General features: G+C 49.0%; 20 protein-coding genes. 4 read left to right on the top strand and 16 right to left on the bottom strand.

Annotated elements, in window-relative coordinates:
• Positions 1-440: 440 nt before the first annotated feature.
• The 8 genes from KQI_RS0118830 to KQI_RS0118795 all read right to left on the bottom strand — a co-directional run bounded on the left by KQI_RS0118830 (position 441) and on the right by KQI_RS0118795 (position 10288).
• Positions 441-2291: an ABC transporter ATP-binding protein gene (locus tag KQI_RS0118830; RefSeq protein WP_010348426.1), complete on the bottom strand. Its 1851-nt coding sequence runs from the start codon at positions 2289-2291 to the stop codon at positions 441-443.
• Positions 2284-4047, bottom strand: a complete 1764-nt coding sequence (locus tag KQI_RS0118825; protein ID WP_010348425.1) for an ABC transporter ATP-binding protein — start codon at positions 4045-4047, stop codon at positions 2284-2286. The genes KQI_RS0118830 and KQI_RS0118825 overlap by 8 nt, the downstream gene beginning before the upstream one ends.
• A 45-nt stretch (positions 4048-4092) precedes the next feature.
• Positions 4093-4500: a MarR family winged helix-turn-helix transcriptional regulator gene (locus tag KQI_RS0118820; protein WP_010348424.1), complete on the bottom strand. Its 408-nt coding sequence runs from the start codon at positions 4498-4500 to the stop codon at positions 4093-4095.
• Positions 4501-4888: 388 nt separating this feature from the next.
• Positions 4889-6403, bottom strand: coding sequence for an MDR family MFS transporter (locus tag KQI_RS0118815; RefSeq protein WP_029390237.1), 1515 nt, complete (start codon positions 6401-6403; stop codon positions 4889-4891).
• A gap of 170 nt (positions 6404-6573) precedes the next feature.
• The gene (locus tag KQI_RS29675) at positions 6574-8154 is read right to left on the bottom strand and encodes an ABC transporter ATP-binding protein (RefSeq protein ID WP_010348422.1); all 1581 of its coding nucleotides are present in this window, start codon (positions 8152-8154) and stop codon (positions 6574-6576) included.
• A 48-nt stretch (positions 8155-8202) separates the two neighbouring features.
• On the bottom strand, positions 8203-8790 hold the full coding sequence (locus tag KQI_RS0118805) for an ECF transporter S component (protein WP_010348421.1): 588 nt from the start codon (positions 8788-8790) through the stop codon (positions 8203-8205).
• Between the two features lie 159 nt (positions 8791-8949).
• On the bottom strand, positions 8950-9708 hold the full coding sequence (locus tag KQI_RS0118800; RefSeq protein WP_010348420.1) for an energy-coupling factor transporter transmembrane component T family protein: 759 nt from the start codon (positions 9706-9708) through the stop codon (positions 8950-8952).
• Complete coding sequence (locus KQI_RS0118795; RefSeq protein ID WP_010348419.1) at positions 9692-10288, bottom strand: GNAT family N-acetyltransferase; 597 nt, start codon at positions 10286-10288, stop codon at positions 9692-9694. The genes KQI_RS0118800 and KQI_RS0118795 overlap by 17 nt, the downstream gene beginning before the upstream one ends.
• 419 nt (positions 10289-10707) lie before the next feature.
• Here KQI_RS0118795 and KQI_RS0118790 point away from each other — a divergent pair, with 419 nt between their 5' ends.
• Positions 10708-11187: a GAF domain-containing protein gene (locus KQI_RS0118790; protein WP_007428736.1), complete on the top strand. Its 480-nt coding sequence runs from the start codon at positions 10708-10710 to the stop codon at positions 11185-11187.
• Between the two features lie 87 nt (positions 11188-11274).
• Here the strand turns inward: KQI_RS0118790 and KQI_RS29840 are convergent, their stop codons facing one another.
• Both KQI_RS29840 and KQI_RS0118780 read right to left on the bottom strand, forming a co-directional pair.
• The gene (locus KQI_RS29840; protein ID WP_039774547.1) at positions 11275-11808 is read right to left on the bottom strand and encodes a hypothetical protein; all 534 of its coding nucleotides are present in this window, start codon (positions 11806-11808) and stop codon (positions 11275-11277) included.
• Positions 11809-11856: 48 nt separating this feature from the next.
• Entirely contained in the window at positions 11857-12231 is a 375-nt protein-coding gene (locus KQI_RS0118780; RefSeq protein WP_010348417.1) for a MerR family transcriptional regulator, read from the bottom strand.
• Between the two features lie 219 nt (positions 12232-12450).
• Between KQI_RS0118780 and KQI_RS0118775 the strand changes: the two genes are divergently transcribed.
• Complete coding sequence (locus tag KQI_RS0118775; RefSeq protein ID WP_010348416.1) at positions 12451-12915, top strand: AbrB/MazE/SpoVT family DNA-binding domain-containing protein; 465 nt, start codon at positions 12451-12453, stop codon at positions 12913-12915.
• 270 nt (positions 12916-13185) lie between these two features.
• Here the strand turns inward: KQI_RS0118775 and KQI_RS0118770 are convergent, their stop codons facing one another.
• From KQI_RS0118770 to KQI_RS0118740, 6 genes are all read right to left on the bottom strand, one after another.
• The gene (locus KQI_RS0118770; RefSeq protein WP_010348415.1) at positions 13186-14574 is read right to left on the bottom strand and encodes an aldehyde dehydrogenase family protein; all 1389 of its coding nucleotides are present in this window, start codon (positions 14572-14574) and stop codon (positions 13186-13188) included.
• An 88-nt stretch (positions 14575-14662) separates the two neighbouring features.
• Entirely contained in the window at positions 14663-15892 is a 1230-nt protein-coding gene (locus KQI_RS0118765; RefSeq protein WP_010348414.1) for an MFS transporter, read from the bottom strand.
• A gap of 40 nt (positions 15893-15932) precedes the next feature.
• Positions 15933-16388, bottom strand: coding sequence for a MerR family transcriptional regulator (locus KQI_RS0118760; protein ID WP_010348413.1), 456 nt, complete (start codon positions 16386-16388; stop codon positions 15933-15935).
• 355 nt (positions 16389-16743) lie between these two features.
• The gene (locus KQI_RS29040; protein WP_010348411.1) at positions 16744-16845 is read right to left on the bottom strand and encodes a hypothetical protein; all 102 of its coding nucleotides are present in this window, start codon (positions 16843-16845) and stop codon (positions 16744-16746) included.
• A gap of 113 nt (positions 16846-16958) precedes the next feature.
• The gene (locus KQI_RS0118745) at positions 16959-17543 is read right to left on the bottom strand and encodes a TetR/AcrR family transcriptional regulator (protein ID WP_010348410.1); all 585 of its coding nucleotides are present in this window, start codon (positions 17541-17543) and stop codon (positions 16959-16961) included.
• A 231-nt stretch (positions 17544-17774) separates the two neighbouring features.
• Positions 17775-18386, bottom strand: a complete 612-nt coding sequence (locus KQI_RS0118740) for a pyridoxamine 5'-phosphate oxidase family protein (RefSeq protein WP_010348409.1) — start codon at positions 18384-18386, stop codon at positions 17775-17777.
• A gap of 115 nt (positions 18387-18501) precedes the next feature.
• Here KQI_RS0118740 and pdxR point away from each other — a divergent pair, with 115 nt between their 5' ends.
• Entirely contained in the window at positions 18502-20013 is a 1512-nt protein-coding gene (gene pdxR / locus KQI_RS0118735; RefSeq protein ID WP_010348408.1) for a MocR-like pyridoxine biosynthesis transcription factor PdxR, read from the top strand.
• A gap of 132 nt (positions 20014-20145) precedes the next feature.
• Positions 20146-20637 carry a hypothetical protein gene (locus KQI_RS0118730; protein WP_010348407.1) on the top strand — a complete coding sequence of 164 codons (492 nt, stop codon included), beginning with the start codon at positions 20146-20148 and terminating at the stop codon, positions 20635-20637.
• The last annotated feature ends 103 nt before the right edge of the window (positions 20638-20740 follow it).

Here is a 20740-nt window from a genome sequence, read left to right as displayed (position 1 = left end):
ATCCTCATATTTTCCTAGTAATTTTCTGAAAATTTTGTTTTCTTTCATTCGTATTGCATTCTGTTAAAAAATTCCACTTGCTTTTTTTGCATATTCAATATTGTCAGGTTGCTTGCTTTGTTTTCATCCAAAACCATTCATAATCATTCAAAAACATTCATAAAATACTCTACTTGCAAACGAATTCAAAAAAATAGTTCTTTAGTACCCCATCATGCAATTAAAAAATAAATTTTGTATTGCACTCTATTAAGCCCATTTTACCATTTAAAGGGTTCCATCATTCACAATTCGGTGGTGAGCTTGATCGTTGAAGTTGAAAAAGAGACAGCCCGTCCCCTTATTCGGGTGTTCTGGACTGTCTCTTCTTTTGTATAAAGAATTCGTATTCTTGTCTCAAAAGCTATTATCCTGTTTTTCTAAAATTAGAACTGTTATTTTTAAGAAGCATGTTCAAACTGACTGTTGTATAGATCGGCATAGAAGCCGCCTTTAGCCAGCAATTCCTCATGTTTGCCTGTTTCGATAATGTTGCCGTCCTTCATGACCAGAATCAGATCGGCGTTCTTGATTGTCGAGAGGCGGTGGGCAATCACAAAGGAGGTTTTCCCTACTGTAAGCCGGTCCATCGCCTGTTGAATCAGCAATTCCGTACGCGTGTCGACTGAGCTTGTGGCCTCGTCCAGAATGAGCATGGGTGCATCTTCAATCATGGCTCTTGCAATGGTAATCAATTGCTTTTGACCGGCAGAGAGATTGGCTTTGTCGTCCAACATCGTATCATAGCCCTGCGGCAGTGTTTTAAGGAAGCTGTGCAGCCCCACCGCTTTACATGCGGCCTCTACCTGTTCATCGGTAACATGCTCTTTGGAAAAGACGATATTCTCACGGATCGTTCCTTCAAACAGCCAGGTATCCTGCAGCACCATACAGAATAGTTCATGAATATTCTTACGTGTTAACTGGCTGCTCGGAGTTCCATCAATATAGATTTCCCCGCCGTTCAGCTCATAGAACCGCATGAGCAAGTTCACGAGTGTCGTCTTACCGGCGCCTGTCGGACCAACAATGGCAACTTTCTGGCCGGCTTCAGCTTTCATGGAGAAGTCTTGGATAATCATACGGTCTTCGTTATAACCGAAGCGGACATGTTTGAATTCAACTTCCCCTTTGGCGTTCTCCAGCTTCATGGTCTTATCGCTCTCATCCGCCAATTCTTCTTCACCCAGAAATTCGAATACACGTTCACTGGCGGCAGCCGCCGATTGTAGATTGGTTGCGGCCTGTGCCAACTGTGACAAGGGCTGTGTAAACAGACGAATATATACCATAAAGGCCACAATTGTTCCAATCGTTATCGCATGTTGGTTCACCAGCAAAGCGCCTACGACACAGACCGCGACATAACCGAAATTCCCGATGAACATCATAACCGGCATCATCAGACCAGACATGAACTGGGATTTCCATGCATTTGTATATAAGCGGCCGTTAACGCCATGGAACACTTCCTTGGCTGCTTGTTCTCCGTTATATACCTTGACTACGCTATGACCAGCATAGGTTTCTTCGATATGACCGTTGAGCTGGCCAAGCTCCGCTTGCTGTGCTACAAAATATTTTTGTGAATGCTTCATAATTACGGTCATCAGTAAAAAACCGATCAGCGTAGCTACAATCCCGGTAATGGTCATGATCCAGTTCGTATACAGCATCATAACCAATGCGCCCACGAAGGTTGCCAGCGCACTGACAAGCGTACCAAGACTATTGTTTAACGTTTGTCCGATGGTATCGACATCGTTGGTCACACGGCTAAGCACATTACCATAGCTCGTAGCATCAAAATATTTCAAAGGCATATGATTGATTTTTCGGGACAGTTCTGTCCGCATCTTCTTTGTAAGATGCTGTGACACGGTTACCGTAATGAAACCTTGGAAATAATTAAAGATAAGGCCGAGACCATACAAAACCGCCAATACAAGAACAATCTTCTGGACAGCATTCACATCAATCCCTGTTACGATTCCTTGCTGGATCAGGTTGGTAATATCGCTGAGCTTGCCCGGACCAATCACGTTGAAGACGGAACCGGCCAGCGCCAGCACTATAGAGAGTATAATCATAGGCACATAAGCCTTACCGTAGGATAAGAGCTGCTTAATGGTCTTCTTAAAATTATTCGCTTTTTGACCAGCACCCATGCCTCCCGCAGGACCTCCACCCATGGGACCTTGCTGTTTCGACTTCATATTGTTGCTGTCTGCGGTGTGTTCATTCTTATCCATGTACGAGTTCCTCCTTCGAAAGCTGCGAATAAGCGATCTCCTGATAGGTCCCGCAGCTCGCCATCAGCTCTTCATGTGTACCGTTCCCTACAATCTCGCCCTGGTCCAGTACGATAATCCGGTCAGCGTCCTTAATGGTGCCTATGCGCTGAGCAACAATGAGTGTCGTAGCATGGCCGGTTTCTTTTTTAAGCGCGGAGCGCAGAATCCGGTCTGTTCTGTAGTCCAGTGCCGAGAAGGAATCATCGAAAATATAAATCTCTGGCCGACGGTAGATGGCACGCGCAATGGACAGACGCTGCTTTTGACCACCGGACACGTTCGCTCCACCTTGTGAAATCCGTCCCTGATACTGACCGTCCATTTTTTCGACAAACTCTGTACCTTGGGCAATCCCTACGGCTGCTTGGACGAGTTTCTCCGAAGCTTCTGCTCTTCCGTTATCGCCATACGAAACGTTGGATGCCACTGTACCGCTAAAAAGCACGGCTCTCTGAGGGACATACCCTATTTTGTTATGGAGTGTCTGCTGCTTATAGTTTCTGACATTCACCCCATCCACGAGCACCTCTCCCCCGGTCACATCGTAGAAACGGGAAATCAGATTGATTACGCTGGTTTTGCCGCTGCCTGTTGCGCCAATAAAGGCAACCGTCTCACCCTGTTTTGCCGTGAAGCTAATGTTGTGAAGCACAGGCTCCTCCGCATCCGGATATTTGAAGCTGACATTACGGAATTCCACCTGGCCCATAACACCCTCTTCTCCAACCGTCTCATGCCCGTCAATGATGCGGGATTCGGTATTCAATACCTCCATAATCCGTTTGGCAGAAATCGAAGCTCGAGGCATCAGGAAGAAGATCATACTTACCATCATAAAGGCCATGACCACCTGCATCGCATAAGAGGAGAATACGACCATATTAGAGAACAACGCAATGCGGTCCGGCACGGCCGCTCCGTTAATCAGGTAAGCACCAATCCAATAGATAGAGACACTCAGACCCGACATAATAAAGGTCATACCCGGGCCAACCATTGTCATTAACCGGTTCGCAAACAGGTTTGTATTCATCAATTCGACATTGGCCTGCCCGAACTTCTCCTCCTGATACTGATCTGCATTATAAGCGCGCACCACCCGAAGTCCGGTCAGATGCTCACGTGTTACCCTGTTCAGATTATCGGTGAGACGCTGGATTTTTTGGAAACTGGGGAGAGCGAAAATAATAATGACACTCAGCATCAAGATCAGGACAGCCACGGCCGCCCCTGTAGAAGCGGTCCACTGCCAGTTTTTATCCGCAATCTTTATAATGGCCCACACGGCCAGAATCGGTGCCTTGATGATCACCTGCAGCCCCAGCGCAACCACCGTTTGAATTTGGGTAACATCGTTCGTGGAGCGGGTGATGAGGCTGGCTGTTGAAAAGCTGTTCATCTCTTCCATCGAAAAAGATAAGGTCTTGTCAAAGACCATCGCACGCAGACGCATGGCCAGCCCTGCCGCGACCTTTGCCGCAAAATAGCCGACAATAATAGATGCAGTCATACTGCCGACGGCACACAACAGCATGTAACTACCGGGAATCAGCAGTTCCGACATCGGCGTTCCTGCTGTTTGCAGCTTGGTTGTGATTTCGGCCATATAATCAGGCAGCTTCAAATCAAGCCACACCTGCACAACGATGAAGGCCAGGCTGCATAACACGAACATCCATTCATTTTTCTTGAGATATTTGAATATCTTCAGCATTCTGTTGTTCTCCTTTTATCTGAAAATCTTAGGTGTTGGTGCAATTTAGTTTTTAGAGACAATAAGCTTGATGAGTCGGATAAATTCTTTGGCATCCTGTTCGTTCAGCTTTCGAAGAATTTTCTCGCTCCATGCGACTCCTTCGTTATACCTGTCAATCATAAATTGCTTGCCTGAATCCGTAATGAATACGATCACCTTGCGTTTGTCGTTGACATCCGTACGTCGTACAACCAACCCTTTCTTCTCCAAACTTTTCAGCGCCGTTGCTACCCGTCCCGTACTGACAGACAAGTAGTCGCTCAAGTGGCCCGAGGTAACCCCGTCCTGATGGCTCAGAGCGATGAGAATCCCCATTTCACCACGGGAGAAGTGCACTCGATCCTCTAATACCGGTTTGCGCGATTTGACGATACACTCGAATAGTTCTGTTGCTGATGCTTTATAATCCATTGGCCACAACACCTTCTGATTTTTATCTTATACTGTAAGATAATAATGATGTCCGGGTATAAAGTCAATTGGGCAAAATATGGAACACAACTGCTGAATACGCAGTTTCGCCCAATATAGCGATATCTGGTGAAGGTAAACTCTTTTAACACAAGCGTTACAGTTGCATTGATACACCAGAATTCATTAACTACCTAGACGCTACTCAATGTACATTGACGACTCATCAGGTGAGTGAGGGTTATTTTCCAGAAATGGGAAGTAGTTTTCGAGGAAGACTTTATGCTGATCAGAATGAAGAAAAACGTTTCCGGGTAACCGGAAACGTCTTTCTTAGCGTTGCTGGAACTGGGCAACAACATCAATATTGTTCGTAGAGGATTGTCTCTTACGCATGTTCTCTCTGTGGTGACATTATGCGCCCATCCGCTCCCTCTTCCGTACCCGGTGGGCGGTTCCGCAGCCCAAGCACGACAAACCAGCTAATCACCGCAATGAAGACCATGATGATGAACAGAGAATACAGACTGTTTTCCAGTACAGAACGGAGAATACCCGCTGCCTGGTCACTCAGGCTTTGTGAAGCATGAGGTGCAAGCAGACCATTAATATCCTCCTGTGTAATGCCTTGCTGTGTAAGCTGTCCATCTGCTGTCTGGGCAGCAATGCGATAATTCAGCCATGAACCGAAGGCTGCAACTCCTATCGTTTGCCCTAGCGTGCGCAGGAACGTATTCAAAGCTGTGGACGCACCACGCAGCTGGAACCCGACCGAGGACTGGGCAATAATTGTAAACACGGTCATCGAGAAGCCGAAGCCCAATCCGTACAATAATGTAGACAGAAAGAGCAGCCAGATGGGTGCCGTTTGCCCCATCAAGGTCATGACGAAGGCTCCCAATACAATCAGTGTCAGTCCGATCAATGAGGTTCGACGAGAGCCCAGTGTCAGTAAAATGCGTCCTCCGATCATGGAGCCAAACAGCCAGCCGACCGACATCGGAGCGAGGGCCAGACCGGATGAAGCAGCATCCCCGCCGTGCACGCCTTGAATCCATAGTGGCAGATAGCTAGTCAGCCCGATCAGCAAGGTGCTGATCAGGAGCGCTGCGGCACAAGAAAAGGCGATATCCCTTATCCGGAATAGCTTCAGGGGCACCATCGGTTCCTGAGCGCGTTTTTCAATAACCAAAAACAGAATCAGGAACAAGATAGCTACAGCAGCCAAGGCCAGCAGTTCAGGAGAAGCCCAGCTAATATACTGCCCGCCCAGCGCCAATACGAGCAAAAGAGCCGTCATCCCGATGGTAAAGGTAATTGCTCCCGGCACGTCAACGCGTGCAACGCGCTTGCTCACCTGTTCCCGCAGGTAACGGGCGATAAAGAACATCGCCACCAGCCCAAAGGGAATATTAAAGCCGAAAATCCATTCCCAGCCAAAATAAGTAACCACATAACCGCCGAGGAGAGGGCCGATCAGGGAAGAAATCCCCCATACCGAGCTGATCATGCCCTGAATTTTGCCGCGTTCCTCCATTTTGTATATATCTCCGATGATGGTAAAGGTAACGGGAATAACACCGCCCGCTCCAATCCCTTGAATAGCCCGGTACAAAATAAGCTGCTCCATACTGCCAGCCAGCATACACAGCAAAGATCCAAGCACAAACAACGAACAGCCGATCAGAAAAATCGGTTTGCGGCCAAATAAATCGCTAAGCTTACCGAAAATAGGCGTGGTTACAGCCATTGTCAGCAAATATGCCGTAAAAATCCAGCTAAGCAGATTCACACTGCCCAGTTCACTAACAATCGTCGGCCCCGCGGGGCCAATAACTGTTCCTTCAATCGCGGCCAGAAAGGTGGCTAGCAGAATACCTGTCAGCACAAGTCCGCGCTTCATGGGTTTATCTTGTCCCAAGCAAATCACAAATCCTTTCCTTGTATGAACTGTGTTGTACCTGTGCGATTCGCCTGCACAGATCAATATTACCCACACTGCATAATGGTAAACAGGCGGCCTATATAGGCCGCCTGTTGTATGCGATGTACATATTATTGTCTACCATACACTCAATTTTTGTCAACTGTAATCGTAGGATAAACCCCACTATTTTCCATTTTATGGAGATGCCCCTCTTCCATGCGCAGAACATGGCTGGCAAAGCTTTGGGCTACCTGCATATCGTGGGTGATGATCAGGAAGGCCGCACCTTCGGCAGACTGTTCTGCACACATACGGAGCAGCATGTTCGCACCTTCGTAGTCCGTTCCGGCGGTAGGCTCATCCAAAATGTACAGTTTTTTCGGCAGGATAAACTGTGCCGCTACGCTTAAAAGCCTTTTTTCGCCTCCACTCAGCAGGTACGGAGAAGCATCCAGTCTGTGATCCAGTCTGGCGGCGGCCAGCAAGCGCCGTGCCCGTTCCTCATACGCGGCGGGAATCGGCTCTCCGGTCCGTAAACCGAGCTTGACGCGAACGCTGTACAAGCATTCTTCCCACACCGTTGCTGCCGCAAACTGATGCTCCGGCTGCTGAAACACGTAGCCGATCCCGGTGGCCAGCTGATGAATTGGCAGCTTCGCCATATCCTGCCCCTGCCACCACATGCACCCCATGGGGGCAGGCAGCAGGCCCATGAGCAGCTTGCCAAGCGTGGTTTTGCCAGAGCCGTTCTCGCCCAGCAGAACGGCTCGTTCGCCGGGCGCAAGGGCAAGGCTCACGCCTGCCAGCGCTGCCCGCTGGCTGCCGGGATAGGTGAAGGTCAGCCCCTTCACCTCCAGCAACGGCTGCCCGGTGCGGTCAGCCGCCGAGCCGGGCTTCGCCCCCGGCTCACGGGGCACGTCTCCCCTCCCTGCGGGAGAGGGGAGCAGCCCCAAGGCGGCCAGCTGCGCACTATGTTCGCGCAGCAGCGTGTCCGGCGGGCCTTGCAGCAGCACGGCCCCGCCCTTCAGGACGATGACGCGCTGCGCAGCCCGCGCGGCATCGTCCATGCGGCCGGACGCGGTGACCACCGTCCGGCCTGCGGCATGGAGCCGCCGGCAAAGCCCGACGAAGTCGCGTACAGCCGGCGGGTCCAGCTGCGCCGCGGCGTCGTCGAACACGACCAGCGGCGTTTCCAGCGCCAGCACCGCAGCAATGGCGGTGCGTTGGCGCTGGCCTCCCGAGAGGCGGCGCACGAAGGAGCCGCGCTCGGGAGCGAGGCCGACGGCCTCCAGCGCAGCAGTGAGACGCTGCGCAATTTCTGCCGGAGGCACGCGCAGGTTCTCCGGCCCGAAAGCAATCTCGTCTTCGACGATTCCCTGCACCAGTTGGGCATCCGGGTCCTGAAGCACGACGCCAACGGTGGAGGCGACAGCCGCCAGGTCAGCCGTGTCGGGGTCTAGGCCGTACACGGTCAGTTTTCCGGTCCGTTCGCCCTCGCCCGAACGGGACAATCCGCCATGAAGCAGCTGACACAGCGTAGACTTTCCGCTTCCGCTGGCTCCGACAATCGCCACATGCTCACCCGTCATAATGTTCAGCGTCAAGCCATGTAACGCCGGCTCCGCCTGATCATCATAACAGTAGCCAAAATCCTTCAAGGATACGGCTATTTTATATCCAGAATCATAATCGTTATGTTCATCGTTATGTTCAACCATCACCCACATGTCCTCTATCCCCATTTTTGAAGGATACAACCTCGTACATAGTCATGGCTATGTACGTGAAACGCGTCCTAGTTCAAACCGTTTTAACAGCCCTGTACGGTTCAAGGCATCGCCCAACACTTTCGTGAGCAGACCACAAAGGAAAATACCGCTGAGGATGCGCACAACCAGTGTAATCGTCAGCACCTTCCAGCCCCAATGCATATAGCCAAACATATTGGCTGCCACGATAAACCACAGCGGAACCATAGCTCCACCCGCCAGCATCAGCGAAGCCATATTCCAGCGTCGATAGCGCAACAAGGCAAAAACCAGCTCAGCAACGATCATATAGCAGACAGCCGCCGCGATTATAGAAGCGAATCCATAAGCAGAGCCTATAAAGGACTGTACCACTGCGCCAAATGAATAAGCAATAACTGCCGTACCCGGCTTACGAATAATATAATAGGCCAGCAAACCGTATATCATGTACAGTCCGACAATAGTGGAAGTCGCGATAGGCCCTCCCAGACTGTTTAACGTTTTGTTAACCAGCGACAAATAAACAGTCATGACGCCGTTCAACGTCGCCAGCATCGCCATTAGTACGATATCCAGCGTCGTAAATTTTGCGAAAATACGAGATTCCTTCATAATGTATTTTCATAACTCCTCTCCATAATCTACATATTTAAGGCAACAGCCCCAGTTCCTGAACAAGCTGCTACTGTATAAATGTATTCACCCGCATCCATATTGTCAACCGAAATTTATTTTAAAAGTTGACAATGTGAGTGAAAAAGAGGTTGTTGTTTATAAGCTCCACCATAAAACAGCCGTAGCTATTACAGCAACTACAGCACATATGTAGCCGAAGCGGTCAATGCCCAGTTCGCGAAGATAGGTACGGTCCGCATAAGCCCCAAACCCTTTTCCCTCCATTGCCAGCGCAGTCTGCTGGACCCGTCTCACTGCATTCACCAGCACTACAGCCGCATATCCGCTCCAATAGGATAATCGATTCCTCAGCCCTCGTGGTGTTTTCTGCCCACGAACCCGTCGTGCCGCCATAATCGTATGTCCTTCCTCTTCCAGCAAAGGCAAAAACGTCAGCGCCACCGAAATGCCGAACGCAAACCGATAAGGAACACGCAAATGCAGGTTCAAGGCCTGTACAAAATCTCTGGGGTCCGTTGTCGAGAGATAGATATAAGAAGCCAAAAACAGTATAAAAATCCGTAGCGTTAACGCCCCTGCGATATCCAGTCCTTCTGTTGTAATCACAATCGGTCCCCAGGATATCACTGTATGTCCTGCTCGAATCGCCAGAATAGACAATATAAAATACGGAATACCCAAACCAATCAGGAACGACATCGCCCGAAACTGGCGTACCAAGGTCAACCGTGCGCCTAGCCAGGCCACAGCGATCAGTACAGCCAATAGCGCCGCTTCATGCAAGGTCGAATCCCATGCCATCGACAGCAGACTAAAACACCCTACCCATATCAGCTTGCTTAATGGCCCCAGCCTGTGCAACAGCGACGTCCCGCCGTTATACTGAAACAGCATTTCGTTTCGCCTCCAGTCTGAGCCACTCTTCATGCAGTAAAGAATACATGAACATGTCCTTAAAGCCTGTAGATGTATGCTGCACCTGCCGCAACAGCCCTTCCTGTGTCCAGCCCATGGAGGACAGCAAGGCTTGCGAACCTGTATTGCGCGGGTCCACCAATGCTTCCATCCGATTCAACCGTATCGTACCATACCCGAATGACAGCACCAACCGCAGCGCCTCGGTCATGTAGCCCTGCCCCCAATAAGGCTTGGCCAGCTCATAGCCAATTTCAGCTTTATAAGCCCCCTCCGTCTGCCAATAATTAAAACCACAGCTTCCAATCAGCTTCCCATTCTCCTTCAGTTCAATCCCCCAGCGCAGTGCATCCTCCGTCTTCGCCAGTTCATTCAACAGCTCAATCATATCCTCAGCATCCTCACGTCCAGACATGCCGGAAAGGTTCAAATAACGGCGAACCTCCGGATCAGACCAGCACATGAACATCATAGCAGCATCCGTGGTTTCCATTCTTCGCAGGCGAAGACGCTGGCTTTCCAGCGGTGGTATATGCCCCTTACATGCATATGCACACACGTTCAATCATCCTTCCAGATTAAAATGACAACAAATATACGCTACATTTAAGCATACACCTCCAACAAACACAACCTTCTTTAATGTTTAGAAGCTCTTATGTATAAAAACTCACCACCCATACTCCATTGTTTCGCTCCGTCCAAGGTAAAGCTCTTGTCTGTCACGTTTTTTGAATGTTCCTGCGCCTTTTGCACAAGCTTAACAACCCCTGTATTTTCCAAAAATTATGGTGTACAAGAGGTTAGAGTACGGAGATTATCGAAAGGTTACAGGTGGATTTCCTCTTGACTGAATGTATACAATCGTTATATCTTAAATTAATTAACCAATGGTAAAAGTCGCTTGAATAATTACCTATTTTTGGTAGCGTATACAACAGATCATGTAAAAATCAATGTTAGGAGCGTGAACTCTACATGTTTCAAGCTATCCCTTACGAAGGTACTCGTCAGGAACAATTCGAATCCGTTCTCGGGCAACTCCGGGCACTTGTTCACGATGAATCCAATACCATTGCCAATCTGGCGAACGCTTCTGCACTACTAGGTCATTTTCTGCCGGATGTTAACTGGAGCGGCTTCTATCTTTATGATGGCACCGAGCTTGTACTTGGACCTTTCCAGGGCTTGCCTGCATGTATACGGATTCCACTGGGGCGCGGCGTATGTGGTACAGCCGCAGCAGAACGGAGAACGCTAGTCATTGACGATGTGCATGCATTTCCAGGACATATCGCCTGTGACGCTGCTTCCAATAGCGAAATCGTGATCCCTCTGATCAAGAACGAGAAACTGATTGGAGTGCTGGACGTTGACAGCCCGCTAAAAGGCCGCTTTGACCATGAAGATCGTGTATTCCTAGAGGAATTTACGTCTATACTGGTGTCCAGCCTGTAGCCAAAATTGTGCATATATATGGTCTTCCTTCGCCACAATATATGAAGGTTCTAAAACCTAAAACTACCTGGCGAAGGAGATTAATGATCAATGTACAACACCATGGGTCCACAACAACAGCTTCATCAATGTGAACAAATTATGCAGCAATTGGTCCAACAAACACAGCAAGGAACTGCCATGTATCAGCAGTTGCTGCAACAGGAGCAACAAAATGCGTCGAGTCTTGAAGACCTGGTGCAACGTGAACGTAATGCAGCTCAAATGATCCAAACTGCCATCCAGCACCACCAACAAGCCGTACAGCAATGCCAGCAAGTCATTCAATTGTGCAGTCAGCTGGAAAACACCATGCGCTCCAGCAGCCAAATGACTCAGCCCGGATTCGGCAATAACTACGCCTCCCGCAGTATGCAGCCATCCTCGTATGGTACAGGCAGCCAAATGGGTCAAAGCTTTCCGCAACACATGGGTACGACTGGGCAGCATTATGCAGGCAGCGGTAATATGCAACAGTATGGAAGTAACAACCAGCAAGGCATGAGAGCGACACACAGCATGTAAAGCTGCTTTACGCACTAAAGGGATGAACAGCAGCCCATCTGAAGGCTTGCTGTTCATCCCTTTTATACTTCTTCTCACAGCCTTGGCAAGCATGTGCTGTGCGCTCTATTCAGAGAGGCCTTTTCCCATAACCACATGATCATAATAAGCTATCTTCTGAATGATTTTCTCCAAATTGCTCTGCGTTTGAGCCATATGCTCTTCTACCTTTTTCTTATGGGCTACGAGAAGATCTCTTCTCTCATGTATGGTGGCTTGGCCTTTGGCATTAAGCTCAAGGTATGCCTTAATCTCTTCAATCGTCATTCCGGTATCTTTCATAGCCATGACAAACCTGATCCAGTCGATTTGCTTATCTGTATATACTCTTCTTCCACCTTCATCCCGACCGACATCAGGTAATATTCCCTCTTTTTCATAATAACGAAGTGTTGATGCAGGCAATCCACTCTTGATTTGAACTTCTCTGATGGAGTACATGGTTAATTTCCTCCTCACACTTTTACCTTCTCTTGACGTCAGCTTTAGCCATAAGTATAGGTTTCCATAGAAAAGAATGCAAAAAAATAGAACATATTATGGAATATTATTGTATGCTTTTCAACAGTTTACTTAATATATGCGATTGCTCCTCTAAGCCTATTCTTTTTTGCCCACTTTATTTAGTATTATAAGGATATAAAAAAAGGAGGTTATCAATTGAAAAGTACAGGTATGACACGTCCCCTAGATGCGTTAGGCCGTATCGTCATCCCCAAAGAAATGCGAATTTCCATGGATTACAATGTGGGGGATCCTGTTGAAATTTTTGTAGATGAGGAAATCGGTATTCTCGCCCTACGAAAATATACGGGGGTGACGTGCAAAATGTGTGGTTCAACAGAGCAGCTAACTTATTTTAGAGACAGCTTTATTTGCGTGGAATGTATTGAAAGCTTAAAGAGTGGTACGAATTTTAGTCCCATGATAAGGCCAGCCAAATCAGCTTTAGCCACCAGAGATCGCTCTAACAGGGAGCCCAAACGTCTGCGCCGATCGACACAACAGATGCTCAATAGCCTGAAGGAATTAATGCACAAGCACCCCAATGCAGCACAGCACGAATATGCCAAAATACTTGAAGTTTCCCAAGCCCGTATATCCCAGCTCAAAAAAATGCTATAACTACAGCTTGCTACCCTACATAGTCTACATCAGAGATTCATCATGTACAGCTACTTTTGAACCGTGATACGCGTCACTATAGCTAACCGACAAAAACCATGGACTTCCATAGCGAGAATTTCATACTGGGCATAGAGAACCACCGGAGCTTTTTCAGGCGAGATCCTGTATCCGGTGGTTTTTTGTATCTTGTGATAATTAAAATAGAAGGATGATCAGAGGACATTTTGCGCAAATACGAAATTTGAGGTCTATACTGCTTAAAATGGCTTACCTTTTAATAATGACCAGCTTGGTCTCCAGCATTTCTTCCATGGCGTATTTCACGCCCTCGCGTCCGGTGCCGCTTTGCTTCACACCACCATACGGCATGTGGTCGACACGGAAGCTCGGAATGTCATTGATGACCACACCACCAACCTCAAGCTTGTCTGCCGCATCCAGTGCAGTCACGATATTACGGGTATAAATCCCTGCCTGCAAGCCATAAATCGAATGGTTCACATGGCTTACAGCTTCATCTATAGAGCTCACCGGGTGAATCAGCACAAGTGGAGCAAACACCTCGCGACAGGACACTTTGGAAGCCGGGTCCACATTCAGCAGAACCGTGGGCTCCAGTATAGCGCCCTTGGCTTGTCCCCCCAGAGCGATGCTCGCGCCTGCTTGAACCGCTTCATCCAGCCACTCACGGACACGTTGGACATCCTTGGCTGATATGAGTGCGGATATGTCCGTGTCCGGCTCCAACGGATCGCCGACTTTCAAACGTTGGGTCGCCTCGATAAAACGGGCAACAAAGGTATCGTACAATGCATCAACAACGTAAATACGTTGAATCGAGATGCATACCTGCCCCTGATTGGCAAACGCTCCGCTCACACAGCGGTCGATGATGACCGCTGCGTTGGAGCCCAGTTCCAGCGTAACCCGCTTCAAGCCAGCCTTGGAGCGAATTTCCGTGCCCACCGCCGGACTTCCGGTAAAGGTGATATAGCTGACGCGCGGATCGGTGACAAGCACGTCACCGATGGTTTGGCCGTCACCGCTGATCACGTTAAGCGCGCCAGCAGGCAATCCGGCCTGCTCCAGCAGCTCTGCGATCAGGTAAGCCGAAAGCGGGGTCTGCTCGGCAGGCTTCAATACAACCGTATTGCCTGCCGCAAGTGCAGGGCCAACCTTGTGGGCGACCAGGTTCATCGGGAAGTTAAAGGGTGTGATGGCTCCCACCACACCGACGGGTTCCTTAAGCGTATAAGCCATACGGCCCTCGCCGCCCGGTGCGGCATCCAGCGGGATCGTTTCCCCGTGAATACGCTTGGCTTCTTCGGCTGCAAACTTGTAGGTCTGCACCGTCCGGTCAACTTCTGCCAGCGCGGCCTTCCATGGTTTGGACGCTTCGCGGGCAATGATACGCGCAGCCTCATCGCGCCGCTCTTCCAGCAGGTCAGCCAGTTTTTCCAAAATGGCTGAGCGCTGATGTGCAGGCATGGCCCGCATCTGTGCGCGTGCGTCAGATGCGGCCTGAATGGCAGCTTTCGCATCCTCAGTTGTGGCTTCTGCTACCTCAGCAATAGCCTCCCCGGAATACGGTGATTTTAATGTCGTATACGCTTGAGCTGCTTTCCATTTACCACCAATAAATAAATGCTGCTTCATGCTTATGTTCTCCTTTGTTCTAAGCCACCCATCGTGACCAGAATATGCTTGTATTCGCTCATACTCTTTTCTCCTCAGAGGTTCAGTCTTAATGCGCATCGACCCGAATATTCTGCATATGTCGACGGCGTACGATCAGCACTGCTACACCCATCAGGACCATCAATGCACCAAAATAAAACGGAGTTTCTGCTGTGTACCACTCTGACAGCTTCCCGGCAAGCCACGGCGAGATCGCCCCGCCCAAAAAGCGCATAAAGCTGTATGCCGCAGATGCTGTCGAGCGCTCTACCGGAGCGGCCTGCATCACAGCAGTTGTAATCAATGTATTATTGATCCCCAGAAAAACACCCGCCGCAATCACCGCGACAATGACCGTTGCTGGCGAATCTGCCACTGTCCCGACCGCCATAACGCCTAAATCAATGGCAAACAGCGTCAGCATGACACTAATGGAAGATACCACGCTGAAGCGCGCTTGAATCTTTGGTGCTACAAATACCGAGGTGAAGGCCAGCATAATCCCCCAGCCAAAAAACACATAACCCAAACCATGCTCGTCCAAATGCATTACATATGGAGAATAAGCCATCAACGTAAAAAATCCGAAATTATATAACAACGCCACAATACCGAGCGTGAACAAGGCCGGATAACTAAGCGCTTTGAACGGATCGGCAAGTGAGCCGCGCTTGGTAGGCTTCGGAATCGAAGGCAGCATAAACGTAATGAACAAGAATCCCACAACCATCAATGCAGCAACACCAAAAAACGGACCGCGCCAGGAAATGGAGCCTAACTCACCACCCAGCAAGGGGCCGACAGAAATCCCGAGCCCCAGTGCAGCCTCATATAAAATAATGGCTTTGGCTGTTCCCGAGGTGGACAGGCCCACAATCGCAGACAGTGCTGTTGCAATAAACAGGGCGTTTCCCAGCCCCCAGCCTGCCCGGTAGCCCACAATTCCGCCAACTGTATTGGCGGTTCCGCCCAATCCGGCAAATACAATAATAAACAATATCCCGGTCAGCAGCGTCCATTTGACACCCAGTCGACTGGACACGACGCCCGTAATCAGCATCGCAACACCGGTCACCAGATTATAGCTGGTGAACAGCAGCGACACCTGGCTTTTAGTGGCATGAAGCTGATCGGCAATGGCCGGAAGAATCGGATCGACCAAGCCCAAACCCATAAATGAAATAACACAGGCAAAAGCGACCGCCCAGACGGCTCTAGGCTGAGACAGCAAGCCTGACTGTTTTTTTAACTCATCAGGGACTTTTAACTCATCAGGTAAACCATTTTTAAAACTCATGAATGATGTGACCTCCAAATCTTATTGTACATATTCCTCGTTATGACGGGTCGCTGTCAAGCTCCTCATCAAGCAGAGCCTTCCGTTCACGAACCCTGACCCGCAGATCCTCCAGCTCAGTCTGAAGCATGCGGATGCTGTTGATTTTCCCCTCCATCATTTCCAATTGCTCGTTCAGGGTGACCTCCATATCCACCAGCATGGCCCGGCGCTCAGCAGGTTGCAAATGATCCGTACGCTCGCGATATTCCTCCCGTTGACCCTTGAGCATCTCCGCTGCGGACATGTAGCGCTGCAGCTCTTGCAAGGAGAAACCAAGCACTTCCTTGGCGCTCACTATTTTTTTAAGTAAATCCACATCCTCCTGCGTATACAGCCTCATATTACCTTCGCTGCGCTGCGGGGAGGGCAACAAACCGATTTCCTCATAATAACGAATGGTTCGCTTGGTCAGACCACTTTGCTTGGCGACCTCATCAATTTTATACGTAACCATGACACCCACCTTATGAAAAAGTTTATATATAAATATTACGCCTCTCTAACGTTAACGTCAACGTTAACTTTTGAATACAAAAAACCGCCTCTGTTCAAGGCGGTTCTGTTCGGGCTTATATGGCTTTACATGGTCATAGACCCGAGGCATCGGCGCTCAAGCCCATGAATGCAGCACTAGATGAAAAAGGTACGAGTGATGATAACCAGCAAAATGAAGAGGACCAGAATGACACCAGTGGAAGTCCACATGCCGTAACCGCCACCGCCATAACCTCTTTCTGCTTCACCCATCTCAAATTCCTCCTCTCCGTTGATTACAGCAATTCGCCCGAATTAGATTCTTGATCTGCGAATTAAATGAAAAATGCTTTTGTGATAATAACAAGCAGAATAAAAAGCACCAGAATCGCTCCTGTAGATGTAAAAGGACCACAACAAGCGCCTACTCCAGACATGGTGATTCCTCCCTTCATGGTTTACAAGAGCATACTATGCGTGTGCCGTCATCCATGATAGGGACAAATGCCGTGCCTATTGCCCAAATATAGACCCTTATGCTGTAGCTCCGTTATCCTTCGGATGCCAGCATGCCGCGATACAGCAGGTTGCGCGCTTGTTTGGCCAGCACAGATGGACTTTCGCGTCCAGGCAGCAATTGGGTTAACGTCAGTCGTTCAATCAAGCCGATGACGCATTCTGCTGTCAATTCAGGGTCTAGCTCCTCACGGCAAGACCCCCACCGCTGTGCGGCCTGCAAATGCTTTTTGATATGCTCAGCCATCTCCGCCTTAATTCGCACCGAGTCAGCCGCCTGATAAAACCCAACCCGGGTCATCGCAGGATTATTGGATAGCATACGAAAAATAGCTTCCAAGAATACCTGTCCCCGGTTCAAAATTTCAGCTTTACTCTGGTTCGGCTCCACCATCATGCTTTGCGTCGTCGCGTTCACCAAAGCACGGAAGCTCTCGACAAGCTCCTCATAAATCTGTTCCTTGCTTTCAAAATGAATATAAAAATCCGGCTGCGTTAATCCTGCACGTGCCGCAATTGAACTTACCTTTGTCTGATAAAACCCCGTCTGAGCGAACTCTTCAGCCCCCGCTTCCAGTAACAACCGTCGACTCTCCCGACTTCTGACTCCCGCTCTCATCACGGTCTTACCCCCTTACTCCATAAATCTACCGTATTATAAGGTTCCTTTGCGGTAAGAACAACGGGCTTGAGAATGATATATACCTGTCCTTCAAAAGTCCTAACACAGAAGGACTGAAGGCTTTGGGAAATCAAGGGCATCTCCCTCTAAAGTATAATTAACCCATTAGACGATGAACGAGAGCGGGAATGTATATGAAAACGAAGTAGACGGAATACCGCTTATTGGTCAGTGATGAGGACAATATTTGCGCATCATTTCAATCGTTGCCAGATCATCATCCAGCCCTCGTTCTTGCAAGCCATCCACAATCTGCTGACGCTCCTGACCTTTGATATTTTGGCCGAATTTGAACTTGGCGGTCCATTCATCCGGTACGATTTTGATCAAAGCAACGCCTTTCAGACGTGAAGCATACCGAGGATCACTGGCATCAATCGTGTCATAGCCGCCTTCCGGCTGCAACTTGCTCATAAAAATGGAAAATGCCGACGCCTTTTCTTCCAGATCGACTACAAATTCTGCATGACCACGCACAGTAACACTCTTAAAAAAGGCAGTCGCCGGGCAAGCCATATGCTCGTCCGTAAAATGCGACGGAATCAGCGCATACTCCTTGGCAGCGGAAAAAGTGACCCGATTGTCCGCCTTCATCCGTTCCATCTTTTCTCCGGCACGGCTGCCATGAATATAAAAAACGCCATTCCCGTAGGCAAAATTCAAGGGAACCACACGCGGGAAACCATCCTCGCTGTTCAGGCCCAAAAATCCGAAGCTGACCTCGCTTAGAAATTGCTCTATTTCCTCTTTTTCGGACACCGTAAATTCTTTTCTTCTCATGGTTAACTCTCCTTCCCTCTATTGACCAACGATATATTTTAGAATATGTTGAAAATGGATTAATCAAAAGGGCCAATTCGTATGAAAATAAATAGTCCAATTGAAGGAGAAAGATATGGATATTACGATTGCTTACCAGCGTGCTGTTCAAACCTATCATCATAAATATTTGGCATTGTATCATGCCCTCCGGGACGCCATTCTTAATGGTTCCCTTGCTGGCGGGACGCGCCTGCCTTCCAGTCGTGATCTGGCTGTCATGTATGGGATTTCGCGCGGCAGTGTTGCAGCAGCTTACGATATGCTACTGGCAGAAGGATATGTAGAATCGGCGGTAGGCAGAGGAACGTTCGTTATTGAGCAAACAGCAATGCCATCGGCTCCATCCCCAATCGGCCAGCAAAGTCCAAATCCAACTTCTGCAAAGCCAAAAACCCCCGCGCTGTCAGCATGGGGGCAACGAATCATGCAGCTGGAAAAGGAACGGGAGTTACCGTCCTCTGCTTTTGCTGCGGATAGCGACGATGCGCAGCAGTCCTTAATTTCTTTTCAAGCAGGAGAAGTCGTATTGGAGGGCAGCTCACAGCATGCATGGAAAAGTGCCATGGCTGCCGCTGGCAAAGACCTGCAAAAGCCCTCGTCTGACTCGGCGACTGCACCGGTGAGCGGCGATGCATGGCTGCGGGAAGCAATTTGCCAGCATGTGGGCAGAACACGCGGGATTACGGCCTCCCCGGAGCAAGTTGTAGTATGCAGTGGTTCCATGGAAGTAATTACGTTGTTATGCCAGTTGCTTATTAATGAACAGGATCACATCGTACTGGAAAATCCCTGTTATTCCGGTATTTATCGTGCAGTCACAGCCGCAGGCGGACAGATTCAGGCTGCTGAGCTGAATCAGCAGGGAATCATTCCACAGGACTGGGATTCCAAACTGCTGTTTGTTACGCCGGGACGGCAGTTCCCGACCGGTGCTGTTTTGCCACTCGCGCGCCGTCAACAGATTTTGCAATGGGCAGTATCCAGAGGGGCCTGGATTATTGAGGACGATTATGACAGCGAATTCCGCTGGGCAGGCCGGCCCATTGAACCGTTAAAAGCATTGGATCGGACCGAGTGCGTAATCTATGTCGGCTCCTTTTCCAAAAGCATGTTCAGCAGTCTTCGGCTCGGGTTTGCCATCCTGCCTGCTGCACTGGCCCAAGCGCTGACAGCTGCCAAACGATTGTATGATCCCCTGCCGCCTGCCCGCATGGAACAACGTGCCTTGGCACGCTTTATGATGCGTGGTGATTATGCTCGCCATTTGCGGCGGATGACCCGGATATACAGATCACGCTACGACGTGTTCCAGCGGGAGATGAAGCAGCTAAGTGGACTGTTCCACTGGCATCAGACCGATTGCGGCCTGCATGTCTATGCTATGTGGAAGCATGAGCCTGCTTCATATCATCATTTGATGCAGACAGCACTGTCTTACGGAGTCACGTGGCGTGATGCCGCCGACTATCAGCTGAAACCAGGTCCTCCATCAGCCTGCTTTATTTTTGCCCATTTAACCGAGCAGCAAATTATGGAAGGCGCTAAACGTCTGCGCCAGGCTTGGGACAGTATCAAACATCAATGAAACGAAGGTGTCAACCTAATGACACCTTCGTTTTTTTACATAACATAAAAAATATGGTATATTACCATAAAAGTGCTGTGACTTTTTTTTACATCATATTTGTTAGAAAAGAGAAAGGATGTGTTAAGACACATGAATAAGCCTGCTAAAATAATATCTATTCTTATACTTTCTGCGGGTGTTATAGCTGGTTGTGGAAATCAGGGAACAACAGATTCATCTCCCGAAGGAAAAGCTCCAGCAGCTCCAGCATCAGTAGAAGCCAGTCAAGCAATCATCCTGCAAAGCCTGGACGAGATCAAGTGGGATAAAGTGAAAGACCCTTTGATTGAAGATGGCATGATAACAAAACTCAAAGCAGCCATCGCGGCCTTTGTTTCAAAAAATTTGGACCAATTCCATGCTGCGCTCAGCCCAACGGTCAAAACAGGGCACGATTATCTCCTGGATCAGCCCGTGAAGTTCACCAGTATTGCCAAAGCTATAAAAGAAAATGGTCGGATATTGATACCCGTTGTAGGCGAACGGCTTACTAAAGAAGAAGGAGCTTCATCCGATATAGGGTATACCTTCTATTTTGATAAAGATAAAGATGGAACGTGGCAAATTGTTTCAATTGACTAAGTCTATTTGCTTACATACCTAAAAGAAGAGGTTCTGTTCCAACCAGAACCTCTTCTTTTCTTTCTCTAGTGCTATAAAAAGCATCTCCGCCACCAAAGAAGAC

It is taken from the genome of Paenibacillus peoriae KCTC 3763, assembly GCF_000236805.1.
Classification (GTDB): domain Bacteria; phylum Bacillota; class Bacilli; order Paenibacillales; family Paenibacillaceae; genus Paenibacillus; species Paenibacillus peoriae.
The sequence above is the reverse complement of the archived record's forward strand: the minus strand, read 5'-3'. Positions and strand labels throughout refer to the sequence as shown.